General features: G+C 69.4%; 15 protein-coding genes. 7 read left to right on the top strand and 8 right to left on the bottom strand.

Annotation, left to right across the window (positions count from 1 at the left end):
* Positions 1-260: 260 nt before the first annotated feature.
* Positions 261-1,151 (bottom strand): glycine betaine ABC transporter substrate-binding protein, encoded by an 891-nt coding sequence (locus tag ACFV2O_RS29915; RefSeq protein ID WP_379254785.1) that lies wholly within the window; start codon positions 1,149-1,151, stop codon positions 261-263.
* 242 nt (positions 1,152-1,393) lie between these two features.
* Here ACFV2O_RS29915 and ACFV2O_RS29910 point away from each other — a divergent pair, with 242 nt between their 5' ends.
* From ACFV2O_RS29910 to ACFV2O_RS29895, 4 genes are read left to right on the top strand one after another with little or no spacing between them, the layout of a single operon-like run.
* Positions 1,394-2,278 carry an ABC transporter substrate-binding protein gene (locus ACFV2O_RS29910; protein ID WP_379254966.1) on the top strand — a complete coding sequence of 295 codons (885 nt, stop codon included), beginning with the start codon at positions 1,394-1,396 and terminating at the stop codon, positions 2,276-2,278.
* 13 nt (positions 2,279-2,291) lie between these two features.
* Positions 2,292-3,440 carry an ABC transporter ATP-binding protein gene (locus ACFV2O_RS29905; RefSeq protein WP_356969741.1) on the top strand — a complete coding sequence of 383 codons (1,149 nt, stop codon included), beginning with the start codon at positions 2,292-2,294 and terminating at the stop codon, positions 3,438-3,440.
* A gap of 49 nt (positions 3,441-3,489) precedes the next feature.
* Positions 3,490-4,158: an ABC transporter permease gene (locus ACFV2O_RS29900; protein ID WP_379254783.1), complete on the top strand. Its 669-nt coding sequence runs from the start codon at positions 3,490-3,492 to the stop codon at positions 4,156-4,158.
* The gene (locus ACFV2O_RS29895) at positions 4,155-4,883 is read left to right on the top strand and encodes an ABC transporter permease (RefSeq protein ID WP_379254781.1); all 729 of its coding nucleotides are present in this window, start codon (positions 4,155-4,157) and stop codon (positions 4,881-4,883) included. The genes ACFV2O_RS29900 and ACFV2O_RS29895 overlap by 4 nt, the downstream gene beginning before the upstream one ends.
* A gap of 113 nt (positions 4,884-4,996) precedes the next feature.
* Here ACFV2O_RS29895 and ACFV2O_RS29890 read toward each other — a convergent pair whose 3' ends face one another.
* The 4 genes from ACFV2O_RS29890 to ACFV2O_RS29875 form a co-directional block, all read right to left on the bottom strand.
* Positions 4,997-6,193 (bottom strand): NADP-dependent malic enzyme, encoded by a 1,197-nt coding sequence (locus ACFV2O_RS29890; RefSeq protein WP_379254779.1) that lies wholly within the window; start codon positions 6,191-6,193, stop codon positions 4,997-4,999.
* Positions 6,194-6,699: 506 nt separating this feature from the next.
* Positions 6,700-8,241, bottom strand: coding sequence for an FAD-dependent oxidoreductase (locus ACFV2O_RS29885; protein WP_379254777.1), 1,542 nt, complete (start codon positions 8,239-8,241; stop codon positions 6,700-6,702).
* Positions 8,242-8,292: 51 nt separating this feature from the next.
* On the bottom strand, positions 8,293-8,559 hold the full coding sequence (locus ACFV2O_RS29880; protein ID WP_379254775.1) for a hypothetical protein: 267 nt from the start codon (positions 8,557-8,559) through the stop codon (positions 8,293-8,295).
* Complete coding sequence (locus ACFV2O_RS29875; RefSeq protein WP_379254773.1) at positions 8,556-9,410, bottom strand: PHP domain-containing protein; 855 nt, start codon at positions 9,408-9,410, stop codon at positions 8,556-8,558. Before ACFV2O_RS29875 ends, ACFV2O_RS29880 begins: the two co-directional genes overlap by 4 nt.
* 75 nt (positions 9,411-9,485) lie before the next feature.
* On the opposite strand from ACFV2O_RS29875, the gene ACFV2O_RS29870 reads away from it, so the two are divergent.
* Positions 9,486-10,577 carry a magnesium and cobalt transport protein CorA gene (locus ACFV2O_RS29870; protein WP_379254964.1) on the top strand — a complete coding sequence of 364 codons (1,092 nt, stop codon included), beginning with the start codon at positions 9,486-9,488 and terminating at the stop codon, positions 10,575-10,577.
* A 12-nt stretch (positions 10,578-10,589) separates the two neighbouring features.
* Here the strand turns inward: ACFV2O_RS29870 and ACFV2O_RS29865 are convergent, their stop codons facing one another.
* From ACFV2O_RS29865 to ACFV2O_RS29855, 3 genes are read right to left on the bottom strand one after another with little or no spacing between them, the layout of a single operon-like run.
* Positions 10,590-11,171 (bottom strand): suppressor of fused domain protein, encoded by a 582-nt coding sequence (locus ACFV2O_RS29865; RefSeq protein ID WP_379254771.1) that lies wholly within the window; start codon positions 11,169-11,171, stop codon positions 10,590-10,592.
* Between the two features lie 3 nt (positions 11,172-11,174).
* Positions 11,175-11,666 carry a general stress protein gene (locus tag ACFV2O_RS29860; protein WP_039800517.1) on the bottom strand — a complete coding sequence of 164 codons (492 nt, stop codon included), beginning with the start codon at positions 11,664-11,666 and terminating at the stop codon, positions 11,175-11,177.
* A gap of 12 nt (positions 11,667-11,678) precedes the next feature.
* Entirely contained in the window at positions 11,679-12,635 is a 957-nt protein-coding gene (locus tag ACFV2O_RS29855) for an HpcH/HpaI aldolase/citrate lyase family protein (RefSeq protein ID WP_379254769.1), read from the bottom strand.
* A gap of 63 nt (positions 12,636-12,698) precedes the next feature.
* Here ACFV2O_RS29855 and ACFV2O_RS29850 point away from each other — a divergent pair, with 63 nt between their 5' ends.
* Both ACFV2O_RS29850 and ACFV2O_RS29845 read left to right on the top strand, forming a co-directional pair.
* The gene (locus ACFV2O_RS29850) at positions 12,699-13,979 is read left to right on the top strand and encodes a magnesium transporter MgtE N-terminal domain-containing protein (protein WP_379254767.1); all 1,281 of its coding nucleotides are present in this window, start codon (positions 12,699-12,701) and stop codon (positions 13,977-13,979) included.
* A gap of 58 nt (positions 13,980-14,037) precedes the next feature.
* Positions 14,038-14,667 carry a DUF1003 domain-containing protein gene (locus ACFV2O_RS29845; protein ID WP_379254962.1) on the top strand — a complete coding sequence of 210 codons (630 nt, stop codon included), beginning with the start codon at positions 14,038-14,040 and terminating at the stop codon, positions 14,665-14,667.
* Positions 14,668-14,819: the final 152 nt, after the last annotated feature.

The raw sequence follows: 14,819 nt of genomic DNA, 5'->3' as shown, positions 1-14,819 counted from the left end.
ACGACGAGAGGCCATCGAGATGTCAGTTCTCGATGGCCTCTCGATTTCGGCTCCCGCCGAAGGCCGACGACGTCGGCGACCCTCTCCAGCGCCGTTGCTGTGCGGGAGGGTGTAGTGGCTGCTCAACCAGCCTATGCCGCGGCTCGCAACCGGCGGCAGTGTCGGATGCGACATCTATCGCTCGATTCCCGACAGGAAACGACGCGAGCTTACGACTCAGCGGCGGCAGCCGACTGTGGCAAGCGCCGTGCGGGTCACGCCTACAACGAGTGCTTGTCCAGCCAGGCGCGCGCGACGTCAATCGGTGCGGCGCCGTCGTCCCGGACATTCCGGATCATGGCCGCCAGCTCGTCGGTCGTCAGTTCGCCCGCGACGTAGTCGAGTTTCTTGATCTGCCGCCGGTCGAGCAGTCCTTTGCGGAACAGCGGCAGCACGTTCTCGGCTCGCACGGCGTACTCGTCATCGGACAGCACGGCCAATCCGTCGGTCGCACCGGGCGTCAGTTCGGCGGGACCGCCGAGCAGGCCGACCTGAACCCGGCCTTCCAGCAGCGCTTTCCGCAGTGCGGCGGGATCCGGGAAGGCCACGGTGGCGGCGAAGTCGCACCCGGCGACGCGATCGCTCCCGGCCTGCGGCAGCAGGCCGGGCGTGGCCGCTACGCCGACGGTCAGTCCACCGCAGCGGGGCGCGAGATCACGCACCGAACGCACTCGGTCCTGCGCCGCCGCCTGTGCGGTGAGCAGCACCCGCGGCCGCAGATCGGTGCCGTCGGCGCGATCGGAGACGACCAGCCCCTCGGGCAATGCGGCGCTCACCGCATCTTTCACCTGCTCAGGCAGCCGCGCCGTCGTGTGTTCGTCGAGATGGGCCAGCAGCGCGCCGGTGTGCTCGCCGACCACTTGGACCCGGTCCGCATCGAGCGCGGCGAGGTAGTCCGCGCGGCTGCCCAGTCGCGGGTCCACCGCGGTCCGCACACCGGCGCGCGCGAGCGCGCCCGCATAGATTTCGGCGAGCACGGAGGACTCGATCGAATCACCCGCGCCGACCGTGATCGACGGCTGCGGCTCGTCGTTTCCGCAGGACACGACCAGCGCGACGGAAGCGACGACCAGCAACCGAGCCAGCACCCGCTGTGACGCGGCCAACACCATCCGGCGACACCAACTCTCCGACGACTCGACACGGCCAACAGAAAAACCCGGAAGCGGGCAGTATGGACACCCAGAATGTACCGGCGGCCGCTCGGTGCCGAGACCGCGCCCGCCGTCATGTCGGAAGGACTCTCGTGAAATCCACCCGCACCCCCGGTGCCGCCGCGCACCGGCACCCCGCCGCGCGCGTCGCACTGCGCGGCGCCCGTATCCTCGCCGCCGCGACCGCCCTCGCCGTCGCGATGGCCCTGTCGGCTTGTGGCGATTCCGATCCACTCGCCACCGGCGGCAGCTGTTCGGGAGACGGATTGACCGTCGGTTCGGCGAACTTCCCCGAGTCCGAGACCATCGCCGAGGTGTACGCGGAAGTGTTACGCGCCAACGGCTTCAGCGTGGATACCAAGCTGGGCATCGGCAGCCGGGAAGCTTACCTTCCCGCCCTGCGGAAGTGCGCCATTTCGGTGATCCCCGAGTACACCGGCAATCTGCTGCAGTACCTGGACAAGAACGCCACCGCCACCAGCGCGGCCGACGTGAACAGCGCGCTCGGTACGGCGCTCGGTGCCGATCTCGCGATCGGCACGCCCGCGCCCGGCGAGGACTCGGACGCCGTCGTCGTCACCCGCGCCACCGCCCAGCGCTGGAACCTGACCACGATCGCCGACCTGGCCGCGCACTCGGCCGAGGTGAAATTCGGCGCGCCCGCCGAATTCCAGGAGCGTGCGGGCGGTCTGCCCGGCCTGAAGAAGAACTACAACCTGGATGTCGCGGCGAGCAATTTCGTCCCGATCGCCGACGGCGGCGGTCCCGCGACGGTTCGCGCGCTGGTCGAGGGCCAGGTGACCGCGGCCGATATCTTCACCACCTCGCCCGCCATCCCGCAGAACGACCTCGTGGTGCTGAACGACCCGAAGCACAACTTCCCCCCGCAGAACGTGGTGCCGCTGCTCAACGCGAGCAAGAAGTCGGACAAGGCGCTCGCGGCGCTGAACGCGGTATCCGCGCAGCTGACCACCGCCGAACTGATCAAGCTCAACGAGGCGGTCTCCGGCACCGGCAAGACCGAGCCGAAGGCCGCCGCCGCGGCCTGGGTCGCCGCCAAGGGGCTGAACAAGCCGGTCGGCTAGGGAGGGAGATTCGGTGTCCGATATCGAATTCTCCGGTATCAGCAAGACCTATCCGGACGGCACGCACGCCGTCACCGACCTGGATCTGCGCATCGAGTCCGGGTCGTTCACCGTGTTCGTCGGGCCTTCCGGCTGCGGTAAGACGACCTCGATGCGAATGATCAACCGCATGATCGTGCCCAGCTCGGGGACGATCACCATTGCCGGGCAGGATGTCTCGACCGTCGATCCGGTCCGGCTGCGCCTCGGGATCGGGTACGTCATCCAGAGCGGCGGACTGCTGCCGCACCGGACGGTCGTCGACAATGTCGCGACCGTTCCGGTCCTGCGCGGTGACTCGCGCCGGGCCGCCCGTGCCGCGGCGCTCGAGGTACTCGACCGGGTCGGCTTGGATCGGTCGCTGGCGCAGCGGTATCCGGCGCAGCTGTCGGGTGGTCAGCAGCAGCGCGTTGGCGTGGCCCGCGCCCTGGCCGCCGACCCGCCGGTCCTGCTGATGGACGAGCCGTTCAGCGCCGTCGACCCGGTGGTGCGCGCCGAATTGCAGGTCGAAATGCAAAGGTTGCAGGCGGAATTGCACAAGACCATCGTGTTCGTCACACACGACATCGATGAGGCGATCACGCTCGGCGATCGCGTGGCGGTGTTCGGACGCGGCGGAGTGCTCCAGCAGTACGACGCGCCGCAACGCGTGCTCGCCCAGCCCGCCACCGATTTCGTCGCCGACTTCGTCGGCCGCGACCGCGGTTACCGCGGATTGTCCTTCCGGTCCGCGAATGAGATTCCGCTGCACGAGATCCGGACGGCTGTCACGGACGAGGTGCGCGAACTGCGACTCGACGCGGGCGAGTGGGTGCTGGTGGTCGACACCGACCGCAAGCCGGTGGGCTGGATGGACGTCACCGGCGTCGAGGGATTCCGCGCGGGCCGCGCACTGTCGGACAGCATGTCGGCGGGCGGTTCGCTGTTCACCCCGTCCGGCGACCTGCGCCAGGCGCTGGACGCCGCGATCTCCTCGCCATCCGGAATCGGTGTCGCCGTCGACGGCGCCGGTGCGGTACGCGGCGGAGTGCTGGCCACCGAGGTGCTCGAGCAGTTGGCCGGGCAGCGCGCCCACGAAGACGCCGAACGCAACCGGCACTTCTTCGAAGAACGAGTGCCGTGAACGGACGTGAGCGAGACGGCGTCGTGCGCGCCGGAATCCGGAGAGCGGCATGAGATACCTCGTCGAGAACTTCTCGGAGATCATGGGAATCACCGCGACCCACCTCTATCTCGCCCTGGTGCCACTGTTGCTTGGCCTGGTGATCGCGGTCCCGGTCGGCGCGCTGGTGCGGCGAGCGGCGTGGCTGCGCCGGGTCACGGTGACCACCGCGAGCCTGGCCTACACCGTTCCGTCGCTGGCGCTGTTCGTGATCATTCCTCCGCTCGTCGGCATCTCGGCCATCGACCCGCTGAACGTGATCATCGCGCTCACCATCTATTCCACGGCGCTGCTGGTGATCGCGGTCCCGGCGGCTCTGGACTCGGTGCCCGCCACGGTGCTCGACGCGGCCGACGCGGTGGGCCACGGCCCGCTGCGCCGCACGCTCACCGTGGATATGCCACTTGCCGTGCCGGTCTTCGTATCCAGTCTGCGGGTGGTTGTGGTGACCAATATCGCGATGGTGTCGGTCGGCGCGCTGATCGGCGTCGGCGGGCTCGGCAAACTGTTCACCCAGGGCTACCAGCGCGATTATCCGGACGAGATCATGGCGGGCATCATCGTGACGCTCGCGCTCGCGCTGGTCGCCGACCGGGTGGTGTACGCGCTGGGCCGCTGGTCGACGCCCTGGGTGCGCGCGGACGCCAGGACCGTCAGGGCGAAAGGCACTGCGGCATGAACCTTTTCCTCGACGCCTGGCACTACTTCACCGACGGCGCCAACTGGAGCGGTCCGTCGGGCATCGGGAGCCGCATTGTCCAGCACCTCTGGTACAGCTTCCTGACCGTCGCCGTGTCCGCGGGGATCGCCGTACCGCTCGGCCTGATCATCGGCCACACCCGGCGTGGGGCGGCGGTGCTGGTCGGCTTCGCCAACGCCATGCGCGCGCTGCCCACCCTCGGCCTGTTGACCTTCCTGGTACTGCTGCTCGGCCTCGGCTTGATACCGCCGCTGCTGGCACTGATCACGGTCGGCATCCCCCCGCTGCTCGCGGGCGCGTACGCGGGAATCGCGAACGTTCCCGCCGACGTCGTGGACGCCTCGCGCGCCATGGGCATGACCGAACGGCAGATCCTGTTCCGAGTGGAGGTGCCCAACGCGCTGCCCATCCTGCTCACCGGGCTGCGCGGCGCGACCCTCCAGGTGGTGGCCACCGCGACGATCGCCGCCTACGTCAACCTCGGCGGCTTGGGCCGCTACATCTTCGACGGGATCAGCCTCTACCGCTACGACCGCGTGCTGGTCGGCGCGCTACTGGTGGCGGTGCTTGCCATGCTGCTGGACGGGCTGCTGGCGTTCGCGGTGTGGGTCAGCGCGCCGGGCACCGTCCGGTTGCGTCGCCCGACCCCGGCCGCGCAATCTGCTCCGCTATCGCCCCAGGACCGAGCCACCGTGCCCAACTAGCTCTCCACGTGTCCGCTCAGTCGTCGGTGACGCGAGGCGCTTACTCGGCCGCGACACGCGAAAGGCGCCCATTCGCGGTCGAATGGGCGCCCTTCGGCTGGCGTGCGGTGGGGTTACGCGACGCCCTCGGCGCGGGCGGCGGCGGCGACCGCTTCGGCGACGGCCGGAGCCACCCGCGGGTCCAGCGGGCTCGGCACGATCTTGTCCGGGCCGAGTTCGTCGGTGACGACGCTGAGGATGGCGTCGGCGGCGGCGATCTTCATGCCCTCGGTGATCCGCCGGGCGCCCGCGTCCAGCGCGCCCTTGAAGACGCCGGGGAACGCGAGCACATTGTTGATCTGGTTCGGGAAATCGCTGCGGCCGGTGGCCACGATCGCGGCGTACTTGCGGGCCACCTCGGGGTGGATCTCCGGGTCCGGGTTGGACATGGCGAACACGATCGCCTCCGGCGCCATCGACGCGATGAGCTCCTCGGCGATCAGACCGGCCGACAGGCCGAGGAACACGTCGGCGCCCGCCAGCGCCTCCGCCGCGCCGCCGGTGAGGCCGCGCGGGTTGGTGCGGGTGGCCAGCTCGGCCTTCACCTCGTTGAGGTCGCCGCGGTCGGCGCCGACGATGCCCTTCGAATCGAGCACGGTCACGTCGCGGACCCCGGCGGCCAGCAGGATGTTCGTGCACGCGACACCGGCGGCGCCCGCGCCGGACACCACGACCTTCAGGCCCTCGATGCCGCGGCCCTGCACCTTGGCGGCGCCGTTGAGCGCGGCGAGCACCACGATGGCGGTGCCGTGCTGGTCGTCGTGCATCACCGGGCAGTCGAGCGCCTCGATGACGCGCTTCTCGATCTCGAAGCAGCGCGGCGCGGAGATGTCCTCCAGGTTCACCGCGCCGAAGCTCGGCCGCAGGCGGATCAGCGTCTCGACGATCGCGTCGACGTCCTTGGTGTCCAACACGATCGGGATCGAATCCAGCCCGGCGAACTTCTTGAACAGCGCCGCCTTGCCCTCCATCACCGGAAGCGAGGCGCGCGGGCCGATGTCGCCGAGGCCGAGCACGGCGGTGCCGTCGCTGACCACGACCACGAGCCGATCGGTCCAGGTGTAGCGCTTGGCCAGCGCCTCGTCCTCCGCGATCGCGCGGCTGACCTGGGCGACGCCCGGGGTGTAGGCGATCGACAGATCGCGCTGGGTCTCCAGGGGCGCACTGAGTTCGACCGAGAGCTTGCCGCCGAGATGTCCCGCGAAAATTTCGTCGTTTGTGATTTCGGACAAGCTTGCCGTGGAATTCGGTGCATCAGTCACAGGTGACACGATTTCACTCCTGCTCGGGTCGGGCTAAACCGGGGGACGGTTACCACCGGGTAATGGGTATAAGGGGTTTCACAACGCTCATCGGGTGCGCTGACCGGTGCGTTTCGAGCTGGCTGCGAGCGGCGAACGCGACTTGCCGAGTTCTCGATGGCGGGCGCGGCACTGATCCGCGAAGCAGAACCGAGCGGGTGCGCCCGGACAGAACGTGCGGTGTGATCTCGCGGGTCGCGACGGTACGTCGGCGAGGCGGAGACCTCCGTGATTCCCTCACCCGGCGGTGGCGGAGGCAAGGAATCCGACACATTCTGCCAGTCCGGTAGGCAAGTTGCCAAACCGGTTACCACCTGGGCCGTGTCGTGCTCCATCACCCAACGTTAGGGGGCGGGAATTACCCTCAGGTAAGCGGAAACTCCCCGTTCAGCAGTCGCGCGCGGTGAGCGATCGCACCGCTCGGGGCGGCGGCGGTGTGAGTACCAGCGGGCCGAGCACCGCCCGGCGGCGCACGGTCAAGCGACGATATCGCGGGGCTGCTCCGGCATCGTCCTCGGCGCGTCCGGGCGCACCCACACGCTGCGCACGCCACCGGACATCAGTCGCGTCCGCCAAGTGTCGGACGCGCCGGGATGATCGGTCCTGCGGTGCATGCCGCGGCTCTCCGTGCGCGTCAGCGCGCTGTATTTGGTCCAGCGCGCCACCGCGAGCAGCGCGGCGGCCTGCCGGGCCCGCAGCAGGTCGGCGCCGCTGCCGCCGAGGTCGAATTCCGCCCCTGGCCACATGCCGTCGAGTTCGCCGATGCTGTCGCGCAGACTGCCCGCGCTGCGCCAGTAGCTGCGTCGCAACGGCAGAGTGTGCTCTTGGACGAGGCCGACCACCGCCCTCGGATCGATCCGCGCCACGGCATTGAGCCCGGCTCCGGTCACCTCGCGCGCCGGGGCACGCCGGTCCGTCGTCCGGGCGAATTTCGCCGCGCCCGCGCCTGCCCAGACGCCGGAAGCGATCGCCCACGCCGCGCTCAGTCCGCCGAATCCGCTCACCGCGCCCGTGAGCGGCTCACGACTGACCACGTCGCCCGCGGCGAACAGGCCCGCGACGGTGGTCGCGCATTCCGGTCCGGTGACGCGCAGTCCGCCGGTGCCGCGCACGGTGCCCTCCAGCACGGCGCGCAGCGGCACCCGTTCGGCACGGTCGACGAAGCCATGGCGCGCCAGCCGGGACCGGAGGGCCACCGGTACGTCGTCCAGGGCGGCGAAAACCCGCTGACCATCGGCGATGGCCGCGAGCGCCGCCGAGCGATGCCCGGGCAGCTCGACGCCGGATTCGTCGTAGAGCGGGGCGAACCGCAAGGCGAGATTCCGCAGCGCGGTGGGCTCGGCCTTCCCTGGCGGAATCAGGCTGTAGGCGCAGGAGAACTCCATCCCGGACAGCTCGGCGCCCGCTTCCACGGCGAACAACAGACCGTCGCCGGTGTCCACGTCGGTGCCCGCCGCCCCGGACAGGAACGCGCAGCCACCGGTGGCCACCACGACCGCACCCGCGCGCACGGTCCAGCGCCCGAACCCGTCGTGGGGGCGCAGTCCGGTGGCGCCGCGCACTACGCCGTCGCGGTCCACCAGCAGTTGCAACGCCGGGTGATGATCGAGTACCCGGACCCCCGCTTCCCGCACCGCGCGGCGCATTCGCCGCAGGTAGCGAGCGCCGTCGAGATAGCTGCGCCGCCTGGCCGGACCCGCGGGGTCACCGGCGATGTGATAGCCCCAGCGGGCCAATTGCTCGACCCGCTGGTGACTTTCCTCGAGCACGCGGTGCATCCAGTCCGGATCACCCAGCGCGCCGCCGTGCGCGTGCCCGCGCCGGACCGCCTCGTCCCGCGCCGGGCCGGGCGGAAGGTGCCACAGCGAGATCGCGCCGTACGCCGTCGGCCCGCTCGACCCGCAGCGCGCCTTGTCGACGAGCACCACGGTGGCGCCGGCCGCGGCGGCCGAGACGGCCGCCCAGGTACCGGCGGGACCACCGCCGAGTACCAGTACATCCGTCTCGAGTTCGGTCATAAAGAAAAATGTTCGGGCACAATTCATCGGCCCGCAACCAAAACTCGGGAGTCAGCTCCACCATTGCGTCCACAGCAATAGTCCAGCAGCCAGAAAAACGATCATCGAACCGGTAAAGGCGGCCGAACCACGATGCCGGTCCGAATATATCTGCGCCACCAGGGCGACCACCGCGGCCGCCACGTGCCAGGCGACCGATTCGGCGCCGGGACCGGGGAAGCCGCGCCGCTGCGCGATGACCGCGGCGCCGACCACGACCAGCATGCCCACCACGACGCCACCGGCGACGATGCCGCTGAGGCCGCGCACGAATCTCACGCGGCGATCACCGGCACGCCGGAGGCCTTGCCCACCAGCTTCTCGAATTGCGTTGCGTCGGTGGTGAACTCGCCGAGCCGAATGGTCTTGTTGGTGCCGTGATAGTCCGATGAACCGGTGGTGAGCAGGCCGAGTTCCGCGGCCAGATCGGTGAGCAGCTCGCGGTCGGCCGCGGAGTGGTCCGGGTGCGCGATCTCCAGGCCGCCGAGCCCGAGCGCGGCCAGCTCCCGGATGTCGTCGACGGCGAGCAGCCTGCCCCGCTTGCGCGCCCTGGTGTGCGCCAGCACGCTGACCCCGCCCGCGGTGGCGATCATCTGCACCGCGCGACGCACCGGGGTGTCGGCCTTCTCGGCGTAGTAGGGACCGTGCGGGGCGAGCAATTCGTCGAACGCCGCGTCCACGCTGGGCACCACGCCCGCGGCGACCAGCGCCCGGGCCAGATGCGGGCGCCCGGCCGACGGCCCCGCCGAGGCCAGCACGGCGTCGGGATCGATCGGCAGTCCGTCGGCCGCCATCCGCTCGGCCATGGCGCGCAGCCGTTCCACCCGTTCGGCGCGCAGCCGCTCGCGTTCCTCGGCGAAGCCGCGATGGGTCGGGTCGAACAGGTAGGCCAGCAAATGTACGGGCACCGGCCAGCCGTCCTCCCCCAGGCCGACGCAGGACATCTCCATGCCGCGGACCAGCGTCAGCCCCTTCGGCAGCGCGTCGACCGCTTCCGACCATCCGGCCGTGGTGTCGTGATCGGTGATCGCGACGACGTCCAGGCCCGCGGCGGCCGCGTTCCGTACGAGTTCCGCCGGGGTATCGGTGCCGTCGGACGCGGTCGAATGGGTATGCAGGTCGATGCGCACGTCTTCAAGTCTTACAGTGCCGCGCGGTCGTCCCGCACGCGCAGGCGACGTTCCGGCAGCCCACGGCGACGTAGCATCGTCAGCGTGCCGTCCTTTTCTCCGCTTTCGTCGCTTCGTGGCTCCGGCCGGACACCGTCGCAATCCGGGCAGCGGTTCATCCCGGTTCCGACCGCACAGGCGATCGTCGACTGCGCGGTGTACGTGGACGGCAAGCGGCTGCCGGGGCGGTTCACCCACAAGGCCGCGCTGGCGCGGGCCCGTGAGCAGCCGAACGGATTCGTCTGGGTGGGCCTGCACGATCCCGACGAGACGCAGATGGAAGACATCGCCGCGACGTTCGGCCTGCACCAGCTCGCCACCGACGACGCCCTGCAACGGCACCAGCGGCCGAAACTGGAGCGCTACGACGATTCGCTGCTGCTGGTGTTGCGCACGGTCAGCTACGTCCCGCACGAGATGAACAGCGTCAGCGAGATCGTGGAGACCGGCGAGATCATCGTGTTCACCGGTCCCGACTTCGTGGTCGCCGTCCGCCACGGTGAGCATTCCGGCCTGGCCGAGGTGCGCAAGGCGCTGGAGGAGGACCCCGAGCAGCTGGCTCTCGGACCGGGCGCGGTGCTGCACGCGATCGCCGACCGGATCGTGGACTCCTACATCGACGTGGCCCAGTCGGTCGAGAACGACATCGACGAGATGGAAGAGGAGATCTTCACCCCGCGCAGCAAGGTGACGGTGGAATCCATCTACCAGCTCAAACGTGAGGTGGTCGAGCTGCGGCGCGCGGTGAATCCGCTCGCCGCGCCGCTGGAGCAGCTCAGTCGCAAAACGGATCTGCCGGTGCCGAAGGAGGTCCGGCGCTATCTGCGCGATGTCGCCGAGCATCACGCCGCCGTGGCCGAGCGGATCAACGACTTCGACGAGGCGCTCAGTGCGCTGATCAGCGCCGCGCTGGCCCGGATCGGCGTGCAGCAGAACACCGACATGCGCAAGATCTCGGCGTGGGTGGCGATCGCTGCCGTGCCCACGATGATCGCGGGCATCTACGGGATGAACTTCGACCACATGCCCGAACTGCACCAGGTGTGGGGTTATCCGATGGTGTGGGTGCTCATCCTCGCCATCTGCACCGGCTTGTTCTTCACCTTCCGCCGCAACAAGTGGCTGTAGCCGGGGGAAGCCTCACAAGCTGGCGGCGCCGCGCCTCGGGTCGCGCACATCGATGCCGGCCTCCTGCCACGCGTCCCGCAACGCCTGCGCACCCCGCACCCGGACCCAGGCCGCCTCGGTCGCGGTCACCGGCGTCACCGCGAAATAACGCACCGGCTCCGCCGGGTCCGGCAGCGGCACCTCGGGAATGTCGCTCTCACCGAGCAGAACCGCGGTGAACGGCGCGTCGCGCCACATCGGCTCACCCAGATCCATCAGCGCGTCCGCTTGCAGCACAACACCTTCCACGACCGGCGCCGCGGCGAGCACGCCGAGCGACTTGGCCAGCCCCGAACTGGCTCCCACACCGGACCGCAACGTCAGCACGAGTTCCGCGCGCGGGCCGCGCACCGGGTCGGCGTGCACCGCGGTGGGATCGCCCATGGGATGCCTGCTGCCGCCCAGCGTCACGTAGTGCACCAGATCGTCCTCGACGATGCGCAGGATCTCGATCGGCTCCAAGCCCAGAAAAGTGACCGACGCGGCGTCGACGTTCGCGGCGTCCACCCCGAAATGGCCCAGCACCTCGGTGCGGACCGTCTCCAGCACTTCCATACGTCAGATCGCCAGCCGCGCGAGCATGTCCCGTGCCTGCTCGGCCGACTTCGGATCGCACAGCACGTCGTAGCGGCCCGCCACCAATTGCATGGTGGACGCGAAGTCGCGCTGACCCCTGGTCGCCGCGTAGGGGATCGAGGTCGAGATCAGGCCGAAGATGATGCCGCCGACCAAGCCGACGATCAGCGGGCCCAGCGCGCCGCTGGTGGTGAACAGGCTCAGCAGCAGACCGAGGAACAGGCCGAGCCAGGCGCCAGACACCACGCCGCCGCCGATCACCTTGCCCCAGGTCAGCCGGTAGAGAACCCGCTCGACCTGCATCAAGTCGACACCGACGATGGTCACGTCCTGCACCGGGAACTGGTTGTCGGCCAGATAGTCGACCGCCTTCTGCGCCTCGGCGTAGGTCGGGTAGGAGCCGACCGGCCAGCCCGACGGAGGCGTCGGGAGGGCCTGCCGCGCACGGCTCGAGTTCCCCAAGGGATTCGTCATAGTTCCATTCTGCTATTCCGACGCATTCCGCGGTGGTGTGAAACGCGTGGTGCGCGTCATTCCGGCGGCGCGGCCCTTTTCCGCGATCACCTGGGCCATCTTGGCGCTGGCCTCGTCGATCATCTCGTCGCCGAGCATCACCGCGCCGCGGGCGCCGCCCGCCGCCGAGGTGTGGAAGGCATAGGCGTCCAGGATCTCCTCGGCGCGGTCGTAGTCCGATTGCCGCGGGCTGAAGATCTCGTTGGCCGCCTCGATCTGACCGGGGTGCAGCACCCACTTGCCGTCGAACCCGAGCGCGGCCGTGCGCGCGGCGGCTCGGCGGAAGCCGTCCACGTCCCGGATCTGCAGGTACGGGCCGTCGATCGCCTGGAGGCCGTGGGCGCGGGCGGCGAGCAGGATGGTCATCAGGATGTGGTGGTAGGCGTCGCCGGTGTCGTAGCCCTCCGGCTGTTCGCCGACCACCAGCGTGCGCATGTTGATGCTGGCCATGAAGTCCGCCGGGCCGAAGACCAGGGTCTGCACCCGGGGACTCGCGGTGGCGATCGCGTCGATGTCGCGCAGTCCCACGGCGTTCTCGATCTGCGGCTCGATGCCGATCCGTCCGACGTCCAGGCCGCAGGTCTTCTCCAGCTGGGTCAGCAGCAGGTCCAGCGCGCGCACCTGGCCCGCGTCGGTCACCTTGGGCAGCAGGATCGCGTCCAGCCGCGCGCCCGCGCCCTCGACCACGGAAATGACGTCGGCGTAGGTCCATTCGGTGGTCCAGTCATTCACCCGGACCACCCGGAGTTGCGTTCCCCACCCGGAGTCGTTCAGCGCCGCGACGATGTTCGCCCGCGCCTCGGCCTTCGCGACCGGCGCGACCGCGTCCTCCAGATCGAGGAACACCTCGTCGACGGGCAATGTCTTGGCCTTCTCGATCATCTTCGGGTTGCTGCCCGGGCACGCGAGCACCGAACGGCGTGGCTTCATGATCACTCCCGTCGATCGTGGCGGGATGCGAACACCCGCGCGCGAACATCTAGCCTTGGCAGCATGGCAGCTACCAGGGTGTACGTCGCCAGGCTGGCCGGTTTGGCGGTACTGGGACCGGACGGGGAGTCTATCGGCCGGATTCGTGACGTCGTCGTGGCCGTGCGGTCCGACCGCCAGCAGCCCCGCGTGCACGGCCTGGTCGTCGAACTGCCTACCCGGCGGCGCATTTTCGTGCCGATCCTGCGGATCACCGCGATCGAGCCCGGCGTGGTCACGCTGAACACCGGAACGGTCAGCCTGCGCCGTTTCACCCAGCGACCGGGCGAGATGCTCGCCTTGGCGCAGATCGTCGACTCGGTGGTGCGGGTCGATGACCCCGACCTGCCCGACCTGGCCGGCGTGGACGTCCACGTGGCCGATCTCGGCATCGAACAGGCGCGTTCCAGGGACTGGCTGGTCAGCAGGGTGGCCGTGCGCGGGCACCGCAGGCTTGGCCGCAGGCGCACGGTGCACGTGGTGGACTGGACCAGGGTGTCCGGCCTGACGCCCCACGAGATCGGCAGGCCGGGACAGGACGTGACGCAACTGCTCGAACGGTTCGAGGGCATGCGCGCGGCCGACGTGGCACAGCAACTGCGCGAGCTGCCGGAGAAACGGCGGATCGAGGTGGCCGTCGCGCTGGACGACGAACGTCTGGCCGACGTGGTGCAGGAACTGCCCGACGACGAGCAGGTCGAGTTGCTCAGCCACCTGGAGGTGCGCCGAGCCGCCGACGTGCTGGAGGCGATGGACCCCGACGACGCCGCCGACCTGCTGGGCGAACTGCCGGAGGGCGAGGCCGAATCGCTGCTCGCCCTGATGGACCCGCAGGAGTCCGAGCCGGTGCGCAGGCTGCTCGAGCACTCCCCTTACAGCGCGGGCGGCTTGATGACGCCCAAGCCGGTCATTCTCACCCCGTCCACGACGGTGGCCGAAGCGCTGGCGCGGGTGCGCAACCCGGACCTCACTCCCGCGCTGGCCTCCATGGTGTTCGTGGTCCGTCCGCCCACCGCTACGCCGACCGGCCGCTACCTCGGTTCGGTGCACATCCAGCAGTTGCTGCGCGAACCACCCGCCCACCTGGTGGGCGGGATCCTCGACACCGATCTGTCGACGCTGCGCCCCGAACTGCCCCTGGCCGCGGTGACCCGGTACTTCGCGACCTACAACCTGGTCTGCGGACCGGTGGTGGACGAGGAGAACCACCTGCTCGGCGCGGTCAGCGTCGACGACGTCCTCGACCACCTGCTGCCAGAGGACTGGCGCGACCAGGAAGAGACCGACGAACGGGGCGGAGCGTGAGCCCGCACGACCCCGCGCACGCCCGAAAGGACACACCGTGAGCGAGAACGACCCGGGCGTGCGGCTCGGTCACAGCAGGGCCCGCCAACGGCTGGAGACGCCGGTGGAAAGCCGGTTCCGATTGGAATGGGACGCCGAGGCTTTGGCCCGCAGCAGCGAGCGGGTGGCACGATTCCTGGGGACCGGTCGGTATTTAGCGGTCCAGACGATCGTGGTGGTGGTCTGGATCCTGGTGAACATCTTCGTGGTCACGCTGCGCTGGGACCCGTATCCGTTCATCCTGCTGAACTTGGCGTTCTCCACTCAGGCCGCCTACGCGGCGCCGCTGATCCTGTTGGCGCAGAACAGGCAGGACAACCGGGACCGGGTCGCCCTGGAGGAGGACCGGGTGCGGGCCGCTCAGACCAAGGCGGACACCGAGTTCCTGGCCCGGGAACTCGCATCGCTGCGCATCGCGGTCGGCGAAGTGGCCACGCGCGATTACCTGCGCCGGGAATTGGAAGAGCTGAAAGAAATTCTGGACCGCATGGAGTACGCGGAATCCCCGGATCCGGAGAGCCGGACGGACAGCGCCGGAAAGGGCGGCCGCAAGAAAAGCTTCGGCCGAAAGCCCGCTCCGGCATCGGTTTCACCGTCGGTAACCAGTGATCAACCGGAAATACCGAATAAGGACCTGACTGGTGGGTAACCTGGACAACGTTGTCCAGAGCGGCCTGGGCAGGGGATGTCCCGGACGGCCGCTCCCACGACGTCGAGGATTGGGTGTGGCCGAATGCGTGTATCTGCTCCGATAACGGTCTCGGCTTTGGTTGTTGCTGGTGTGGTGGTGAGTGGTTCGGG

This window comes from Nocardia sp. NPDC059691, assembly GCF_042733915.1.
Classification (GTDB): domain Bacteria; phylum Actinomycetota; class Actinomycetes; order Mycobacteriales; family Mycobacteriaceae; genus Nocardia; species Nocardia sichangensis.
The sequence above is the reverse complement of the archived record's forward strand: the minus strand, read 5'-3'. Positions and strand labels throughout refer to the sequence as shown.